At 64.1% G+C, this 18,000-nt stretch carries 16 protein-coding genes; 1 reads left to right on the top strand and 15 read right to left on the bottom strand.

What is annotated here, in order from left to right:
- Positions 1-42 precede the first annotated feature (42 nt).
- From recG to KUW17_RS01900, 4 genes are all read right to left on the bottom strand, one after another.
- The gene (gene recG, locus KUW17_RS01915; RefSeq protein WP_222475512.1) at positions 43-2,133 is read right to left on the bottom strand and encodes an ATP-dependent DNA helicase RecG; all 2,091 of its coding nucleotides are present in this window, start codon (positions 2,131-2,133) and stop codon (positions 43-45) included.
- Positions 2,130-4,373 (bottom strand): NAD-dependent DNA ligase LigA, encoded by a 2,244-nt coding sequence (gene ligA / locus KUW17_RS01910; protein ID WP_222475511.1) that lies wholly within the window; start codon positions 4,371-4,373, stop codon positions 2,130-2,132. The genes recG and ligA overlap by 4 nt, the downstream gene beginning before the upstream one ends.
- A 177-nt stretch (positions 4,374-4,550) precedes the next feature.
- Positions 4,551-5,270: a response regulator transcription factor CtrA gene (gene ctrA, locus KUW17_RS01905; protein WP_222475510.1), complete on the bottom strand. Its 720-nt coding sequence runs from the start codon at positions 5,268-5,270 to the stop codon at positions 4,551-4,553.
- 117 nt (positions 5,271-5,387) lie between these two features.
- Positions 5,388-5,675, bottom strand: coding sequence for a DUF1153 domain-containing protein (locus tag KUW17_RS01900; protein WP_222475509.1), 288 nt, complete (start codon positions 5,673-5,675; stop codon positions 5,388-5,390).
- Positions 5,676-5,822: 147 nt separating this feature from the next.
- Between KUW17_RS01900 and mnmA the strand changes: the two genes are divergently transcribed.
- Positions 5,823-6,968: a tRNA 2-thiouridine(34) synthase MnmA gene (gene mnmA, locus KUW17_RS01895; RefSeq protein WP_222475508.1), complete on the top strand. Its 1,146-nt coding sequence runs from the start codon at positions 5,823-5,825 to the stop codon at positions 6,966-6,968.
- A gap of 267 nt (positions 6,969-7,235) precedes the next feature.
- On the opposite strand, the gene lpxB is transcribed toward mnmA, so the two are convergent.
- The 11 genes from lpxB to KUW17_RS01845 all read right to left on the bottom strand — a co-directional run bounded on the left by lpxB (position 7,236) and on the right by KUW17_RS01845 (position 17,996).
- Positions 7,236-8,402: a lipid-A-disaccharide synthase gene (lpxB, locus tag KUW17_RS01890; protein ID WP_222475507.1), complete on the bottom strand. Its 1,167-nt coding sequence runs from the start codon at positions 8,400-8,402 to the stop codon at positions 7,236-7,238.
- On the bottom strand, positions 8,399-9,187 hold the full coding sequence (locus tag KUW17_RS01885; RefSeq protein WP_222475506.1) for an LpxI family protein: 789 nt from the start codon (positions 9,185-9,187) through the stop codon (positions 8,399-8,401). Before KUW17_RS01885 ends, lpxB begins: the two co-directional genes overlap by 4 nt.
- A 4-nt stretch (positions 9,188-9,191) precedes the next feature.
- Complete coding sequence (lpxA, locus tag KUW17_RS01880; RefSeq protein ID WP_222475503.1) at positions 9,192-9,977, bottom strand: acyl-ACP--UDP-N-acetylglucosamine O-acyltransferase; 786 nt, start codon at positions 9,975-9,977, stop codon at positions 9,192-9,194.
- Between the two features lie 2 nt (positions 9,978-9,979).
- The gene (fabZ, locus tag KUW17_RS01875; protein WP_222475501.1) at positions 9,980-10,447 is read right to left on the bottom strand and encodes a 3-hydroxyacyl-ACP dehydratase FabZ; all 468 of its coding nucleotides are present in this window, start codon (positions 10,445-10,447) and stop codon (positions 9,980-9,982) included.
- A 75-nt stretch (positions 10,448-10,522) separates the two neighbouring features.
- Complete coding sequence (locus KUW17_RS01870) at positions 10,523-11,059, bottom strand: OmpH family outer membrane protein (RefSeq protein WP_226428539.1); 537 nt, start codon at positions 11,057-11,059, stop codon at positions 10,523-10,525.
- 73 nt (positions 11,060-11,132) lie between these two features.
- Positions 11,133-13,523 (bottom strand): outer membrane protein assembly factor BamA, encoded by a 2,391-nt coding sequence (gene bamA / locus KUW17_RS01865; protein ID WP_222475497.1) that lies wholly within the window; start codon positions 13,521-13,523, stop codon positions 11,133-11,135.
- A gap of 127 nt (positions 13,524-13,650) precedes the next feature.
- Positions 13,651-13,776 carry a nucleolar protein 16 gene (locus KUW17_RS23265; RefSeq protein ID WP_261396924.1) on the bottom strand — a complete coding sequence of 42 codons (126 nt, stop codon included), beginning with the start codon at positions 13,774-13,776 and terminating at the stop codon, positions 13,651-13,653.
- A 145-nt stretch (positions 13,777-13,921) separates the two neighbouring features.
- Positions 13,922-15,271, bottom strand: a complete 1,350-nt coding sequence (gene rseP / locus KUW17_RS01860) for an RIP metalloprotease RseP (RefSeq protein ID WP_222475494.1) — start codon at positions 15,269-15,271, stop codon at positions 13,922-13,924.
- 4 nt (positions 15,272-15,275) lie between these two features.
- On the bottom strand, positions 15,276-16,448 hold the full coding sequence (gene dxr / locus KUW17_RS01855) for a 1-deoxy-D-xylulose-5-phosphate reductoisomerase (protein WP_222475492.1): 1,173 nt from the start codon (positions 16,446-16,448) through the stop codon (positions 15,276-15,278).
- A gap of 16 nt (positions 16,449-16,464) precedes the next feature.
- Complete coding sequence (locus tag KUW17_RS01850) at positions 16,465-17,241, bottom strand: phosphatidate cytidylyltransferase (RefSeq protein WP_222475490.1); 777 nt, start codon at positions 17,239-17,241, stop codon at positions 16,465-16,467.
- Positions 17,238-17,996 carry an isoprenyl transferase gene (locus KUW17_RS01845; RefSeq protein WP_222475488.1) on the bottom strand — a complete coding sequence of 253 codons (759 nt, stop codon included), beginning with the start codon at positions 17,994-17,996 and terminating at the stop codon, positions 17,238-17,240. The genes KUW17_RS01850 and KUW17_RS01845 overlap by 4 nt, the downstream gene beginning before the upstream one ends.
- Positions 17,997-18,000 lie beyond the last annotated feature (4 nt).

Genomic DNA, 18,000 nt, shown 5'->3' with positions numbered 1-18,000 from the left:
ACACAGGAGAACACCGCAGTAGAACAGTGGTGGGGATGCAGCCTAACCCACTGAAATCAAACGGATCGCCTGATCCTGTTTCATCAGCCACAGGAGAACGCGCGCCGCCTTGCCGCGCTCGCCCTCCAGCTTCGGATCAGCGGCCAGCAGCGCCCGCGCATCGCTTTGCGCCACCGCCATCAGCCCGGCCTGTCGCTCCAGGTCGGCAATCTGAAATCGCGGCAGGCCGGATTGCGCGGTGCCGATCATATCGCCCGCCCCGCGCATCTGCAGGTCGGTCTCCGAGATCCGGAACCCGTCCTCTGTCTCCCGCAGCACCTCCAGCCTTTTGCGGCCGCCTTCGGTCAGCGGCGGCTGGTACATCAAGAGGCAGGTCGAATCGGCGCTGCCCCGCCCGACCCGGCCGCGCAGCTGGTGCAGCTGGGCGAGGCCGAAGATCTCGGCCCGCTCGATCACCATGATCGAGGCATTGGGCACATTCACCCCGACCTCGATCACCGTGGTGGCGACCAGAACCTTGGTATGGCCTGCGACAAAGGCAGCCATCGCCGCATCCTTTTCGGCGGGCGGCATCTGGCCGTGCACCAGTCCCACCGTGCCTTCGCCCAGCACCGCGCGCAGGTGCTTGAATCGTTCCTCAGCCGCGGTCAGGTCGCTTAGCTCGGACTCGTCCACCAGCGGGCAGACCCAGTAGCACTGCCGCCCCTCGGCAATCGCCTTGCGCAGGTGGCCGACCACCTCCTGCATCCTCTCGGTGCTGACAACGGCGGTCTTGACCGGCTTCCTTCCCGGCGGCTTTTCATCCAGAACCGAGACATCCATGTCGCCGTATTGCGCCAGCGCCAGGGAGCGCGGGATCGGTGTCGCGGTCATCACCAGAACGTCGGCGCCCTTGCCCTTTTCCGCCAGTTCCATCCGCTGGCGCACGCCGAACCGGTGCTGTTCATCGACGATGGCCAGGCGCAGGTCGCGGAATTCCACATCCTGCTGGAACACCGCGTGGGTGCCGACCAGGATTTGGATATCGCCGCGCTTCAGCGCCGCCAGCTTGGCCTTGCGCTCAGAACCCTTGTCACGGCCTGTGAGGATTTCGATCACCACGCCAGCGTCTTCGGCCAGCGGTGCAAGGCCTTCCATATGCTGCTGCGCCAGGATGCCGGTCGGGGCCATCATCACCCCCTGCCCGCCCGCTTCAACAGCAACCAGCAAGGCCATGAAGGCAACCAATGTTTTCCCGGCCCCGACATCCCCTTGCAGCAGGCGGTTCATGCGCTTGTCCGCCGCCATATCGGCAGAGATTTCCTCGATCGCGCGGGCCTGCGCGTTGGTCGGGCGGTACGGCAGCGCCTTCAGCACTTTGGACTGCAACCGGCCGGTGGCGGCGCTTTGGATGCCGCGGGCCTTGCGCTCCTTCTGGCGGGCCAGCGCCAGGGTCAGCTGGTGGGCAAACAGCTCATCATAGGCCAGACGTGCCCGTGCCGGCGCCTGCGGGCTGAGGTCATCGGGCCCCTGCGGCGCGTGGGCAGACTGCAAGGCCTCATGCCAGGCAGGCCAGTTTTCCTGCAGCATCTGCGCCGGGTCGATCCACTCTGCCAGTTCCGGCATCCGCGACAGCGCGCTTTGTGCTGCCTTGTACATGGTCTTTTGCGTGACCCCGTGGGTCAGGCTGTAGACCGGTTCGTACTCAGGGATCCCGTGCGCCTCTTCCACCGGCAGCATGTGATCCGGGTGCACCATCTGCGCCAGGCCATCAAACAGTTCCAGCTTGCCAGAGACCACCCGCCGGGCGCCTTCGGGCAGCTGCGCCTCCAGATAGCGGCTGCGGCCGTGGAAGAAGACCAGCTGAAACTCGGTCTCCGCATCCTCCACATGAATGCGGTAGGCGCCGCCGCGGTTGCGCGCCGGGCGGTGGCGGCCAATGGTCACCTCCACCGTCACAGTGGCGGGCAGCTCCACCCCGCGGATGGTATCACGGCGGCGCCGGTCGACCACCGAATAAGGCAGCGAAAACAGCAAGTCGCGCGGCGTTTCTATGCCGATCTGACTGAGATTCTGCGCGGTTTTCGGGCCGACACCCTGCAGGGTCTCGGCGCCGGCAAACAACGGAAACAGGATCTCGGGACGCCCGCTCATGCTCCTGCGATCAGCTCCAGCCAGCCGTCTTCGTCCATAGTCCGGATGCCAAGCTCCGCCGCCTTCTTGGCCTTGGAGCCGGCCCCGGGACCAGCCACCAGAATGTCGGTCTTCTTGGAGACGGAACCGGAGACCTTGGCCCCCAGCGCCTCTGCCCGTGCCTTGGCCTCGGCGCGGGTCATCTTCTCCAGCGTGCCGGTGAAGACCACGGTTTTGCCCGCCACAGGGCTGTCAGCAGCGGGGGCATCCGGCGGCACGATGGTCAGCTTGGACACAAGCCGGTCAAAGGCCGCGCGCTCCTCCGGGTTGGCAAAGGCATCGGACAATGAAAGACCCAGGACCGCACCGATGCCATCCACACCGATGAGGTCCGCCCAAGCGGCAGAAGCTTCCACCGGGACATCGCAAGCCGCCACGGCTGCCGCTCGGGTTTCGGAAATCTTCGCGCGCCGGCCCTCGTCAGCTGCCGCTTGGCGCTCCGCCTCCTCGGATTCATCCGCAGCCCGGTGCGCCAAGGCCGCCGGGCGGGCGGCGTCGATCGCATCCGCCATTGCCTGCCAGTCCCGGTAGTGCAGCGCCAGATCGCGGCCTGCAACCTCGCCCGCGTGGCGGATACCCAGGGCAAAGATCAGCTTGGCCAGAGGGATTGTGCGCTTTTCCTCGATCGCTGCAAACAGGTTCTCCGCAGACTTTTCGCCCCAGCCCTCGCGGTTCTTCAGCTGCTGAAGGCCGGAGCCGTAATTCGCTTGCAGATCAAAGATATCCGCAGGCTCCTTGATCCATCCATCGCTGTGGAACTGCTCCACCTGCTTGGCCCCCAGACCTTCGATATCGAAGGCCGCGCGGGACACGAAATGCTTCAGCTTCTCCACCGCCTGTGCCGGGCAGATCATGCCACCGGAGCAGCGGCGCACGGCATCGCCTTCCTCCCGCTCCGCCGGGCTGCCGCATTCCGGGCAGATGTGCGGGAACTGATACGGCTCGGCCCCATCCGGGCGCTTGGACAGGTCCACATCAGCCACCTTGGGGATCACGTCGCCCGCACGGTAGATTTGCACCCAATCACCGATGCGGATGTCCTTGCCGCCGCGGATTTCCTCGCCTTTGGAGTCGCGGCCCTGGATGTAGTCCTCATTGTGCAGCGTGGCATTGGACACCACCACCCCGCCAACGGTGACCGGGGTAAGACGCGCCACCGGGCTGAGCGCGCCGGTGCGCCCGACCTGAATGTCGATGGCTTCCAACCGGGTCCAGGCAAGCTCGGCCGGGAATTTATGGGCAATCGCCCAGCGGGGCGTGGTGGAGCGGAATCCCAGCCGCGCCTGCAGCGCCAGATCGTTGACCTTGTAGACCACGCCGTCGATGTCATAGCCGAGCGTGGCGCGCTGTTCCTCGATACTGCGGTAATGCGTGATCATGTCCTCTGTCGTCGCACACAGCCGGGTCAGCGGGTTGGTCTGAAAACCCAGAGCGTTCAGCCGCGCAATTGCCTCCATCTGCGTTGCCGCCAGCGGCTCGCTCAACTCCCCCCAGCTGTAGGCGAAGAAACGCAAGGGGCGCGCGCGGGTGATTTCCGCATCGAGCTGCCGAAGCGATCCCGCCGCCGCATTGCGCGGGTTGGCAAAGGTTTTGCCGCCGCGTTCTTCGTGCCGGGCATTCAACGCCTCGAAATCCGCATGGCTCATGTAGACTTCGCCACGCACCTCCAGCACTTCCGGCGCCCCTTCCAGCTGCTGCGGAATGTCGGTGATGGTGCGCGCATTTGCGGTCACATTTTCCCCGACGCTGCCATCGCCGCGGGTGGCCGCCTGGATCAAGGCTCCATTTTCGTAGCGCAGGGAAAGCGACAGCCCGTCGATCTTGGGCTCCGCCGTGAAGGACAGTGCATCCGCCGGGCTAAGGCCCAGGTATTTACGGATGCTGCGGTCGAAATCGGCAACGTCTTCATCCTCAAACGCGTTGCCCAGCGACAGCATCCGCACCGCATGGGCAACTTTGCCAAAACCGGTGGCCGCAGGCGCGCCGACCGCGTCCAGCTGGGTGGCCGCCTCCGCCAGACCCGGAAACGCGTCTGCCAGTGCCCGGTAGCGGCGCTTCAGCGAATCATATTCGGCGTCGCTGATCTCCGGGGCATCCTCCTGGTGATACGCCAGATCCGCCGCCCGCAGCCTCTCTTCCAGCGCCGCAAACTCGGCCTTGGCATCTTCTGCCGTCAGGCTGGCCACGTCTTTTTCTGTCATTCCTGCCACGCGCGGTCCCTCTTCGTTCTCACCTCTGGTGATAAGGTGCCGCAAGCGCCGCGTCCAGCGCATCTGCCGGCCTGCGTGCCGCAGGCGCCAAAAACAAAAAGACCCGCCTATTGGCAGGTCTTTGCAACCGGCGGCACATATTCACGCGCCGCCCGGGTGTTCATCCTTTCAGGCGCCGACAGCCATCCGCTGGCCGCCGGACATATGATCCTCCTGCGGATCGCGCAGCACGTAACCGCGGCCCCAGACGGTTTCGATGTAGTTCTCGCCGCCCGTCGCTGTGCTGAGTTTCTTACGCAACTTGCAGATGAAAACGTCGATGATCTTCAGTTCCGGCTCATCCATGCCGCCATAGAGATGGTTCAGGAACATCTCCTTGGTCAGAGTGGTGCCCTTGCGCAGCGACAAAAGCTCCAGCATCTGGTATTCCTTGCCGGTCAGATGCACCGCCTTGCCGCCGGCTTCCACCGTCTTGGCGTCCAGGTTGACCGCGATCTTGCCGGTCCGGATGATCGACTGCGAATGGCCCTTGGAGCGGCGGATGATGGCATGGATCCGCGCCACCAGCTCTTCGCGGTGGAAGGGTTTGGTCAGATAGTCATCCGCGCCAAAGCCGAAGCCCTTGATCTTATTGTCGGTATCATCGGCACCGGACAGAATCAGAATGGGGGTTTCGATGCGGGACATGCGCAGCTGGCGCAGCACCTCATGGCCGTTCATATCCGGCAGCCCCAGATCCAAGAGGATCAGGTCATAGTCGTAAAGTTTGGCCAGATCGATCCCCTCTTCGCCCAGATCCGTCGTGTAAACGTTCAGGTTGGCATGGGTCAGCATCAGCTCGATGCTTTTTGCCGTGGTGGGATCATCCTCAACCAGCAGAATGCGCATATTATTTTCTCCGCCTGTACACTGTTTCCCTCAGGTCGCGTTAACCTTGGTGGAAAAAAGTTAATGCCTCGTTACCATGATGGTTAATTTACAAATGCAACTCAAGGGCGGCGCAGTCTATTTGGAGTCATGATCCCTGAATTTCTTGAGACGTGTGGTTTTCAGGGCCTCTTCACCGTGGTCGGCCACCGCCGCAACCCAGCTGCGGAACTCTTCCTCGCTCAGGCCATAGCGGCGCATCGCCTCCTTTTGCGGCAGCAGCCCGTACAGCACTCCGCGCACAACCGCAGCCTTGCGCGAGGCAACCCAGCGCTTGGTGGTTTCCGGCGGCAGGTCCGCCCGGGTCATGATGGTGCCGTCCGGCAGGGTGACTGCCCGCGGCCCGTCGACTTTCTTCAAAAACATTCTTCTTCCCTCTGAAGATCTTGTTCGTTGGGTCTGGCAACAGGATTTACGAACAGGCTTAACGCCGCATGAACCACGCCCCTTGAGAGTCCTTAGGATTTTCATATATTCTGCGGCGCCTGCCCCCTTGCCTTTAGGAGCTGCCCCATGGCGCTGGACCAAGACCTGGAATTGAACTCGCTCGGCTTTGCCAAACCGCCCTCGGAGACCCGGGTGGTGGTGGCCATGTCCGGCGGCGTCGACAGCTCTGTAGTTGCTGCATATTTGGCCGATCAAGGCTATGACGTGGTGGGTGTGACGCTGCAGCTATACGATCACGGCGCAGCGCTGGCGAAAAAAGGCGCCTGCTGCGCGGGCATCGATATCCACGATGCGCGCCGTGTGGCGGAGGAGCGCGGCTTCCCGCATTACGTCCTGGATTATGAGAACATTTTTAAGGATGCGGTGATTGACGAGTTCGCCGACAGCTATCTGGCGGGCGCAACTCCGGTGCCCTGCATCCGCTGCAATGAGCGGGTGAAGTTCAAGGACCTCCTGGAGACCGCCAAGGACCTGGAAGCCGACTGCATGGCAACCGGCCATTACATCCAGCGCAAGATGGGGCCGAACGGGCCGGAACTGCACTCTGCCGAGGACGCGAACCGCGACCAGAGCTACTTCCTGTTCTCCACCACGCCGGAGCAGCTCGACTACCTGCGTTTCCCGCTGGGGCACCTGCCCTCCAAGGACGCCACGCGCGAGATGGCGGCCCAGTACGGCCTGGCAGTGGCGGACAAGCCCGACAGCCAGGACATCTGCTTTGTGCCGGACGGCAACTACGCCAGCGTGATCGAGAAACTGCGCCCCGGCGCCGCCGAGCCGGGTGAGATCGTGCATGCCGACGGAAGGGTGCTGGGCAGCCACGAGGGCGTCATCCATTACACCATCGGCCAGCGCCGCGGCCTTGGCATCGGCGGGCTGTCAGAGCCGCTTTACGTGGTGAAACTGGACGTCGACAAGAAACAGGTGGTCGTCGGCCCCAAGGAGCTCTTGGCGACACGCACCATTCCAGTGCGTGAGATCAACTGGCTGGGCGACGAACCCTTCACCTCGCGCAAGGAATGGCACCTGAAGGTCAAGGTCCGCTCTACCCGCCCGCCGCGGGAAGCGATCATCCGGCCGCTGACGGAAACAACCGCCGAGGTGGAACTGCTGACACCCGAGGAAGGCGTCTCCCCCGGCCAGGCCTGCGTGTTCTACGCCAACGAAGGCAGCCGCATCTTCGGCGGCGGCTGGATCTGGCGCGGCTACTGATCCCCTGCCCGCCGGGTCAAGGAAGGCACAACCTCCGCGCGGCACGCGCGGCTTGCCCTTGACGCGGCATCTTCAAACCAAAATCGGAAGAGCGCCTAAGGGCAGACCTGCCCTTAGGCGCTTCTCAGCAAAAGAACTCCAGCGTTTTCACTACTATCACCGGCCGGCGTTCTGCGGCAGCCTTGCGGCAAGCGCCGCGCGGGTGCGCAGCGCCCGCGCCACCAGAAGCCGCGCGGCGGAGGCTTTGCATCCGGCGCGCTCCTGCCCCTAAGTCACGGGCAGCCGCTCGAGAACAGCCCGCGCGGCCCGCAGCCCCGGGGCCTCTCCGCCCTCCCCCAGACGCTGCATGGTCAGCTTCATTGCCTCCAGCTGAGCCCCCGGGCCGGCTGCCAGCGCCTCAAGGCTTGCAGCAATCTTTTCGGGCGTGCAGTCCGGCCCCAGGCATTCCGGCACCACGCGGGTGTCGCTGACCAGGTTGACCAGTGTCACGGTGTCGATCAGCGCCATGCGCTTCATGATCTGCCAGGTCAGCCATTGAAACTTGTAGGCGATCACCATCGGGGTGGCTGCCGCGGCCAGCTCCAGCGAGACCGTGCCCGAAGCCGCAAGCGCCAGATCCGCTGCCCCAAAGGCAGCGCGCTTGTGCGCCTTGGCCGTGGCGGCGTCAAATTCGTTCGGATTAACCAGCACTGCCCCCTCAGGCCAGTTCTGCACGGCATCGCGCACCAGGCCGGCCACCGGGGCGGCGGCTGGCACGACGATCCGGTATTCCGGGTGTCTGGCAGTGAAGCGGTGCAGCGCGCCGCCGAAATCCGGGGCCAGCCGCGACACCTCAGAGCGGCGCGATCCCGGCAGCGCCAGAACAAATGGCGCATCACCCAAGCCGAATTCACTGCGAAAAGCGGCGATCTCCGGTTCCGTGGCCTGCGGTTCCGCCACCACCGGGTGGCCGACGAAATCGCAGTCCATACCTGCGGCTTCCATATAGGGCGGCTCAAACGGCAAGAGCGCCAGCACGTGATCGATGACTTCCGCCATTTTCCCGGCCCGCTTGGGCCGCCATGCCCAGACCGAAGGCGCCACGTAATGCACGGTGCGGATATTGCTTTGCGCCTTGACCAGCCGCGCCACGCGCAGGGAGAAGTCAGGGCTGTCGATGGTGATCAGCACGTCCGGCCTGGTTTCCAGCACCGCGTCCGCCGTTTCCCGGATCCGGCGCTTCAGGTGGCGGTACTTGGGCAGCACTTCTGCCAGCCCCATCACCGACAGCTCATCCATCGGAAAGCGGGACACCAGCCCCTGCTCGGCCATCAGCGCGCCGCCGATGCCGTCAAAGCTGACGCCGGGTTCCAGCTGTTTCAGCCCTGCCATCAGCGCCCCGCCCAGCCGGTCGCCCGAAGGCTCCCCCGCCAGGATGAAGACCCGCAGGCTCATGCCTCGCGCAGCCAGAGGAACAGGCCCAGCCGGTCACAGGCCGCAATTACCGCGTCCTGATCCAGAACGATGACGCCGCCCGCCTCCAGCACGATGCCGGAAAGGCCGGCCTTGGCGGCGGCTTCAACCGTTTCCACCCCGATGGCGGGAAGATCGGCGCGGCGGTCCTGCGCCGGTTTCGGCGCCTTGAACAACAGGCCGCCCTGCCCGTCCGGGCGCTGCAGCAGCGAAGCCAGCATCCAATCTGTGCCAAACAGGTTTTCCACCGCTATCGCCTGCCGCTTGCGCACGGCGCAGGACTGGCCGATGTCGGCAGCCGACATGGCCGCGACGATTTCCGCGCCGCGTTCCGCGTCAGCCTTGTCCAACTCACCCGGCTGCACCTTGGTCGGCACACCCGCGGCCATCAGCAGATCGGGCGCCACCTCATGGGCGGCGCGGACAGCAAAACCCGCCTGTTCAAAAATTCCGATAATCGCCCGCAATGCCCCGTCGTCGCCTGCGGCCAACGCGCTTTGCAGCACCGGCACCAGCGGCATGGTGGCCGCATCAATGGCAGAGGGGGCAATATGCGGGCGGCGCACCGCACCTGCCATGCAGATTTCGGTCACTTCCGCCGCCTTCAGCCGCTCTAGAAAGCTTCCCAGCTGCTCAAAGCGGAAGGTGATCTCCGGATCCACCGCATCAGGCTCAGAGCCTGCCATCGCGCAGACCAGAGGGCGCCCCGCAGCACGGGACACCACTTCAGCCGGCAGCATGCCGGTGCCTGCAATCACTGCCAGCATCTGTTCAGCCTCCCGGCGTCAGGAAGGAACGGTCGCTCTCACCGGTGATGAAGGCGACGATTTCCTGCACATACTGGCTCTCGGTCTCGTCACCCAGCCGCTTGGCACGCTCCTGGAAAGTGCCTTCGCCCTGTGCCAGCATCTGAAAGGCCGCGCGCAAGGCGGTGATATCGCTGCGGGCGACGCCGCGGCGCTTGAGCCCGACCAGGTTCAAGCCGTCCAGCTCGCCGCGCTGCGCCTGCACCAGGCCATAGGGGATCACATCATTGGTCACCATGGTGACCGCTCCGATAATCGCGCCCCTGCCGATCCGCACCCACTGGTGGATGCCCGACAGGCCGCCGATGATCACATCATCCTCCAGCACGCAGTGGCCCGCCACCGCGGCAGAGTTCACCACGATCACCCGGTCGCCGACCTGGGCGTCATGAGCGATGTGGCAGCCGGCCATGAACAGCCCGTCGTCGCCGATGCGGGTCACGCCGCCGCCGCCCTCGGTGCCGGCATTCACCGTCACATGCTCGCGGATGCGGTTGCGCTTGCCGATGACGGTCTTGCACTTCTCGCCCTTGAACTTCAGATCCTGCGGGATCTCGCCCAGCACGGCAAAGGGGAAGACTACGGTTTCATCGCCGATTTCGGTGTCGCCGGTGACAACAACATGGGACTTCAGAACAACCCGGTCCCCCAGAACCGCCTCAGGGCCAACCACGCAGAACGGGCCGATTTCGCAGTCCTTTCCAAGCTTGGCGCCCTCTTCAATCACAGCACTGGGGTGAATCCGGCTCATTCTCAATCGTCCTTCTGCACGTCGACCATGGCCGAAAACTCGGCTTCAGCCGCCACTTCGCCGTCGACAGTTGCGCGGCCGGAGAATTTGAAGATCTTGCCGCCGGGTTTGCCGCGCAGGGTCTCCACATGCATTTCCAGCACATCGCCCGGCACCACCTTGCGGCGGAACTTGCACTTGTCGATGTTCATGAAATAGATCAGCAGGTTGGTATCGACCATGTCCATGCCCACACCCAGCATCACGCCTGCAGTCTGCGCCATCGCCTCGACAATGGTGACGCCCGGCATGATCGGAGTGCCCGGGAAATGGCCTTGGAAGTGCGGCTCGTTCATGGTGACATTCTTGATGCCGCGCGCCGATTTATAGCTGTCGATATCGACCACCTTGTCGACCAGCAGGAACGGGTAGCGGTGCGGCAGGATCCGCTGGATCAGTTGAATGTCAGCGCTTTGCAGCTCGGTGGTCATGCTTGGTTTCCCATTTACATCAATGATACTGGCCCGTCCCTAGCAAGCGGACGGGCATTGGGCAAGTTCGCGCGATCAGCGCTCGCCGTCGTCATCCTCTGCGCCGTCCCCCAGGACCGCATCGATGCGGGCAATCGCCAAGGCCGTGATATCGGCGGAATCCGCGCTCAGAAAGACTGACGAGTGGTCAAGAATTGCACCAGCCCCGGTTTCCCGCAGGATCTGCTGCAGAACCGGCAGCGAGGCGGCGATAAACTCGCGCCGGGCCTCTTCTCCCATCTGGGTAATTTCACGCAGTTTCTGGTCCTGGCGGCGGCGGGTTTCCTGCACTTTCTGATCGAAGGCATCCGCCAGAGCCCGGAATGCTTCCGGCTCCATTTCGCTGCGCCGCTCGGTCAGCTCCAGTTCCTCGGTGCGCAATTGCGCCTCGATCCGCCTGTTTTCCGCGGTCAGCACCGCGCCTTCAGCTTCGATTTCGCGTTCGGCCCGCTTGCCAAAGGCGCTTTCGGAGAACAGCCGGTCGGGCTGAATGGTCAGGATGCCGCTTTGCGGCAGCCCCAGCTGGTAATCAGCCCCGCCGTTTGCGGCGGTCTCCTGCGCGCGGGCAGGCACTGCCCCGGAGAAGGACAGTGCCAGAGCAAGGCCGCATGCGGCCCAGATACCGGGCGCCGGCTGCCGCACCAGATCAGAACCTCGCCTGCAGAGTCAGGTCGAAGCTCTGCTCCTCGTCAAAGTCCTCTTTCTGGAGGGCCTTGGAGAAGTTGAACCGCAGCGGACCGAACCCAGTTGTCCACAGCAGGGAGAGACCGACCACGTGGCGGAACGACCTGTCGCGGCCGACCACGGTTGCACCCGACGTATTCACGTCCTGCAACCCCCAAAGGCCGCCCACATCGTAGAACAGGCCGCCGCGCATGCCCAGTTCCTCGGGCAGGCCAAGCGGGAACTCAGCATCGAAGCGCGCAACGGCATAGTAGTTGCCACCCAGGAAGTCGTTGTAGTTGCCGCCGTCCGGGTCGCCGGGGCTCCGGTCGCGGGGGCCGATGCCGCCCGGCTCGAAGCCGCGCATGACCGAGGGGGTCAGGACGAAGCGATCAATCGACCGGCTGCTGCCGCTGCCCTCCCACTGGAAGGCCCCCGCTTCCAGGGTTGCGCGGATTGTCACTTCCTCGTTCCAGATCTGCTTTTGGGCGACAAGTTTCGTGGTGGTCTTGATGTATTCGGAATCACCGCCAAGGCCGGCGTAGTCGGCGCCGATTTCCACCAGGAAGCCAGCAGTCGGATCCAGGCCGGTCAGGCGGCTGTCGTAACGGTAGGTGAAGCCGATTGCACTGGCGGTGCGCTCACCCTGACGGATTTCGCTTTGCACCACCGGGCCTGCCAGATCCATGTCGTCATCGTCGTCGTCGAACAGCATTTCGTCCGCGTCCCAGGTGTAGCGGACCTGCAGCGACGTATCCTCGCCGGTATTGAAGGTCAGGGCGGGACGGAAGAAGACACGCTTGGTGCGGTACTCCGAGAAGCTGGAGTCCGTCTCGTTCAAGCCCAGATCCAGATCGAAGCGCAATTTCCGGCCCAGCAGGTAGGGTTCGGTGAACCCCAGCACATAAGAGTCGGATTCCGTCGCAGTCGCGATGTTGAACGACAGCCGCTGGCCGCGGCCCAGGAAATTGTTCTCGGTCAGGCCCACACTGATCCCGAAACCATCGGTGACCGAGTAGGCGCCGCCCAGGTTCAGAGAGCCGGTCGGCTGTTCTTCGACGTCTACATCAACGATCACCTGATCCGCGGAGCTGCCTTCGCGGGTTTCCACGTCGGCATTGGCAAAGAATCCCAGTGCGCGGATGCGTTCGGCGCTGTTGCGGATCGAACGCGGGTTGAACGGATCGCCCTCCACAGAGGTGAACTGCTGACGGACCACCCGGTCAAGCGTCGTGGTGTTGCCTTCGATGTCGATCCGCTCGACAAAGACACGCGGGCCGCGGCGCAGCACAAATTCGATGTCCAGGGTCAGATCGCGGTCGTTGCGGGTGACACGCGGCTCCACCCGCAGGAAGTCGATCTCGTTGCGGACTGCCAGTCCTTCCATCCGGTCGATGGCATTTTCCACCAGGGTCGGCGAATAGGTGACGCCCGGCTTGATCTTCAGCGTGGTCGCAAAAAGGTCGGCATCCGCCTCCGGCATCTCGCTGGTGACAGTGATATTGCCGAACTTGAACTGCTGGCCCTCGGTCACATCGACCACCAGGAACACGGCATCCCGCTCCTCGGTGACTTCGGCATTGGTGCTGTTCACACGGAAATCGACATAGCCGCGCGACAGGTAGAAGTCCCGCAGAACCTGCTTGTCGAACTCCAGCCGGTCTTCGATCAGGGTGTCGGAGCGGATGAAGCCGCGCAGCAGGCCTGCCTGCTTGGTCTCCAGCACGCGGCGCAGGCGGCGGTCGGAATAGACCCGGTTGCCGGTGAAGGACACGCGTTCCACCTCGATGGTGTCGCCTTCGGAAATCTCGAAAACCAGATCGACGCGGTTGTTGTCGCGGCGGATGATACGCGGGGTCACGCGGGACGCCAGGCGGCCCTGCACGCTGTAGGCTTCAGCGATGGAGGCAGCGTCGCGCTCAGCCTGAGAAGGATTGAACACCCGGCGCGGCGCGGATTCGATGATCTGTTCCAGCGCATCGTCCTTGAGCCGCCGGTTGCCCTCAAAGCTGATCTGATTGATTGTCGGGAATTCGGTGACCTTGATCACCAGCGTGCTGCCGCGCGGCACGATTTCCACTGTTTCAAATACGCCACTGTCAAGAATGCGCTGGTAGGCATCGTTCAGCTCGCCCGCGCTGACAGTCTGGCCGCGCTCGATGCCCGTATAGGCCACAACGGTGGATGTCTGAATTCGCTGGTTGCCCTCAACCTGAACCGAATTGAAGCGGTAGCTTTGCGCCTCTGCCGGAAGCGGCGCCAGAGCGTAGCCCAACGCAACTGCCAGAGAAATAGCAGAAACTTTCCGGTACAAGATGTTGATGCCCGACTTACGCTCACCACAGGACTTGCCTGCGAAATTCCCCCAAACCATTTTTTAGAACCCGATTATTATAGCAGCTTTGCGACGTGCGTACCGGGTTTAAAGGCGCTTGTCAAAACCAACTAAAGCGCATTTTGGAGGCAACCGGCGCGGCGGGTTTACACGCCGGTTGCGGGAATCACAGAGTGGCGAGCCAGGTGCCTGCGGCCAACGCGCCCAAAATGACAAAACCGGTCAGCGCCCGGTCCCAGTTCAAACGCACAAGGAGGCCAAGGCCACGGTAGGATTGGGTGAGTGTTTGCATCGGTCTTCCCCCGGTTTTTTTCATCCGTCCGCCGGCCGGGGCGCAGCATCGCGCTGCCGGCGGATTGAGAAAAAGTTAACGGAGGAATGTGGCAGCACTTGGGCGGCACCATGGCCGCCCTTAGTCAAAGCCCGGCGCCGTCGGCTCAGCAGAACAGGTCATTGCCGAGCGCAAACACCATCAGCGACAGCACGATGGCGATACCGAGCGACATCAGCACCCGCACCGCCCGGTCGCTCGGCGGGCGCCCCGCCACCGCCTCATAGGCGTAAAACATCAGATGGCCGCCATCCAGCGCCGGCACCGGGAACAGGTTCAGCAGGCCCACTGCGGTCGACAGGACCGCGATGAAGCGGATGAAGCTTTCGGCACCCTGGCTGGCCATTGCGCCCGACGTTTCGGCAATGCCGATCGGCCCGGACAGGTTGCAGGTGCTGATCGCCCCGGAGATCATGTGCTTCAACCCCGACAGCGACGTCTCGATCACCGCCCAGACCTGATAGGAGCCCGCCGCCAGCGACTCGCCAAAGCCCGCGGGCTCGGTTGCCGGGGTAAAGGCCAGACCGCCGACGATGCCGATCCGCCAGCGGGTGGCAAAACTGCCGTCCGGCTGCGCTTCATCGGTGCGCCGCGGCGCCAGCGCCATTTCGACAGTTTCGCCGCCGCGCCAGACATCCAGGACCAGAACTTTGCCGTCTGCAGCCTCGACCAGTTGCTTCAGCTGGTCAAATGACACCAGCGGGGCGCCGTCCACTGCGACAATCACGTCCTCCTGCTGCAGCCCTGCGTCAGAGGCTGCGCTGCGCGGCACCACCCCGCGCACGTAAGGCGGATATAAATACGGACCGCTGACGGTGGTTTCGGCACCGTCGCGGCGCACCACATACTCCAGCGGCTGCTCCTGCGGAATGGCATCCCGGAAGGCCTCCCATGCTGCGCTGTCCAGGTAGTTGGGAACCGCCACGCCGCCGGCAGAGACCAGTTCATCGCCCTGCTGCAAGCCATTCTCGATCGCAGGCAGCGGCGCCAGCTCGCCGATGGTCAGAGGCTCCCGCATGGTGCCCTGTGACAGTGCCACCGCGGTGAAGATGATCGCAGACATCGCGAAATTGAACACAGGGCCCGCAGCAACAGTCGCCGCCCGCGCCCACAAGGGCGCGCCATGCATGGTCCGGCGCAAGGCTTCCGGATCAGCGGCTGCGGCCTCCATCGCCGCAGCATCCTTTCCAGACGCCGCGTCCACGTCGCCAAGGAACTTCACGTAGCCGCCAAACGGCAGCGCGGCGACCTGCCAGCGGGTGCCGCGCTTGTCCATCCGGCTCCACAGAACAGGCCCGAAGCCCAGCGAAAAAACCTCCGCATGAATCCCCGACCAGCGGCCGACAATGTAGTGGCCGTATTCGTGCACCGCCACGATCACCGACAAGGCAACGACGAAGCTGGCGACTGTGTAAAGAAAACCGCCGAACTGCGGGACAAAAGCGAGCAAGTCCAAAAATCTATCCTATGTGTTCTTCTGCGGCCCTGGCGGCCTCTTGCCTTGCGAGATGGTCAACCCGGGTCACGTTATCAAGTGTGATTGCGGCATCAATGAGGTCGGCCTTGGCCTCAAGGCGCTCCAGCACCGCTGCCGTCACCGCTGCCATATCGGTAAAGCGGATACGGCCGGCAATGAACTCATCCAGCGCCTGTTCCTTGGCAGCGTTGAACGCCGCTCCCATCAGGCCGCCCCGTTCCATCACCTCATAAGCCTGGCGCAGCGCCGGGTAGCGGGCTGGCTCCGGGGCACGGAAGTTCAGCTGGCCGATGCGGGCCAGATCCAGGCGCTCCACCGGCAGGTTCTGGCGGGCCGGCCAGTGCAGCGCATAGCCGATGGCGTGGCGCATGTCGGCCGCGCCGAGATGCGCCATCAGCGCGCCGTCATTGAACCCGACCAGCGCGTGAACCAGCGATTCCGGGTGTACCAGCACCTCGATCTGATCCGGCCGGACGCCAAAGTATTCCCGGGTTTCTATAACTTCCAGCGCCTTGTTGAACATGGACGCGCTGTCAATGGTGATCCGCTGCCCCATGTCCCAGTTGGGGTGTGAGGAGGCCTGCGCAAGAGTTGCCCTGGGCAGGTCTTCCAGCGGCCAGTCGCGGAACGCACCGCCCGACGCGGTGATGACAATCCGTTCGACGGCCTCGATATCTTCCCCGACAAGCCCCTGAAATACCGCTGAGTGCTCGCTGTCGACCGGCAGCAGCCGGGCGCCGTGTTTTTCTGCGGTTTCCAGCAGCAGCTTTCCCGCGCAGACCAGCGATTCCTTGTTGGCCAAGGCCAGCGTGGTGCCGTGTTTCAGCGCCTCCAGTCCCGGGGCCAGCCCGGCAGCGCCGACAATCGCTGACATGATCCAGTCAGCCGGGCGCGCAGCCGCCTCAACCAGCGCCGCCTGCCCCGCTGCCGCCTCCACGCCGGAGCCGTCCAGCGCCGCCCGCAGATCCGGCAAACGTTCCTCAAAGGCGGTTACCGCCACCTCGGCCCGCAGCGCAATGGCATCCTCAGCCAGCCGCGCGATATTGGCGCCGCCGGTCAGCACCACCACGTCATAGGCTTCGGGCGCGCGGCGGATCAGGTCGATGGTGTTCTGGCCAATCGACCCGGTAGCGCCGAAGATCGAAACTTTCCGCATGTCTCTTCCTGTCTGGTTATCCCCAGATGGCGGTCACGGCCAGGAACATGGCCGCGGCGCCCAGCATCCCGTCGAAGCGGTCAAACAGCCCGCCGTGGCCGGGGATCAGCGCACTGGAATCCTTGACCCCGGTCATGCGCTTCAGCGCGCTTTCCGCCACATCGCCGGCCTGGCTGGCCATCGACAGCAGCACCGACAGCACGGCAATGCCATAGCCCAGTCCCATCTGATTGGCAAAGACGGCCCCCACAATGGCGGCCGCAAGCCAGCCCGAGGCGGTGCCGCTCCAGGTTTTCTTGGGGCTGACGCGAGGCCAGAACTTGGGTCCGCCAATGGCCTTGCCCGCGAAATAGCCGGTGACATCGGTTGCCACGACGATCCCGATCAGCCACAGCATCCAGGCCACGCCCATCTGGCCGCGCAGCCAGATAAAGCCGAAGCCCGCCAGCAGCACCCACAGGGCAAAGCCTGCAAAATACTGCCGCCGGACAGTGACCTGGCTGATGCCGGCCGCCACCGGGGCCGCCAGAACCGACAGAACCCAGAGCGGCGGCAGCAGCGACGCCAGCAGCACCGCAATGGCGGAAACCGCGCCGAGCTGCAGCGCTGCACTGCCCCGCTCAGGCGCCAGCATCCGCACCAGTTCCCAGATCATGCCGCCGCAGCACAAGGCGATCATCGCATTGAATACCAGCCCGCCAGCCCAAGTGGCATAGCCGCCCGCCGCCACCATCACCACGGCGGACAAAGCGCGCGGCAGCAGGTCTGCCCAGCGGCCCTTGGCGGCGCTCATGTCTTTACGGCCCCGAACCGGCGGTCGCGGCGGCTGTAGCTGCTGCACAGGCGCGCCAGTTCCTCAGCCGTGAAATCCGGCCACAGGGTGTCGATGAACTCGTACTCGGCATAGGCCGACTGCCACAGCAGGAAATTCGAGATCCGCGCCTCGCCGCTGGTGCGGATCACCAGATCCGGGTCCGGCAGCACATGGGTGTCGAGGTAGCGCGGCAGGGTTTCCTGGTCGACGTCCTCGGGGTCCAGCCGTCCTGCGGCCACATCCCGCGCCAGCCGCTTGGTGGCGCGCGCCACCTCGTCGCGGCCGCCATAGTTCAGCGCGATGGTCAGCTGGGTGCCGTCGTTGCCTTCGGTCTTCTGCTCCAGCTTGTCCATCAGCTCTATCAGCTTGGCATCCAGACGTACCCGGTCGCCGATAAAGCGCACCCGGACGTTCTTTTCCGCCAAGGCGTTCATTTCCTTGGAAATGTAGCGGCGGAAAAGGCTCATCAAACCGGCAACTTCGGTCTGCGTGCGCTTCCAGTTCTCGGTCGAGAAGGCAAAGATGGTAAGGTATTTCACGCCCAGTTCCGGGCAGCACTCGACAACTTCCCGCACCCGGCGGGCGCCGGCATGGTGGCCGAACAGCCGCGGCCGGCCGCGGGCCTGGGCCCAGCGGCCGTTGCCGTCCATGATAATGGCGACATGGCGCGGACCGGAACGGGCCGCCGGAGCATCTCCGGCGGCCCTGATTTGCGGATTTGAATCACCCGGCATATTG

The organism is Leisingera aquaemixtae (assembly GCF_019801145.1).
GTDB lineage: Bacteria > Pseudomonadota > Alphaproteobacteria > Rhodobacterales > Rhodobacteraceae > Leisingera > Leisingera aquaemixtae_A.
This window is presented reverse-complemented; position numbering and strand designations above follow the sequence as displayed.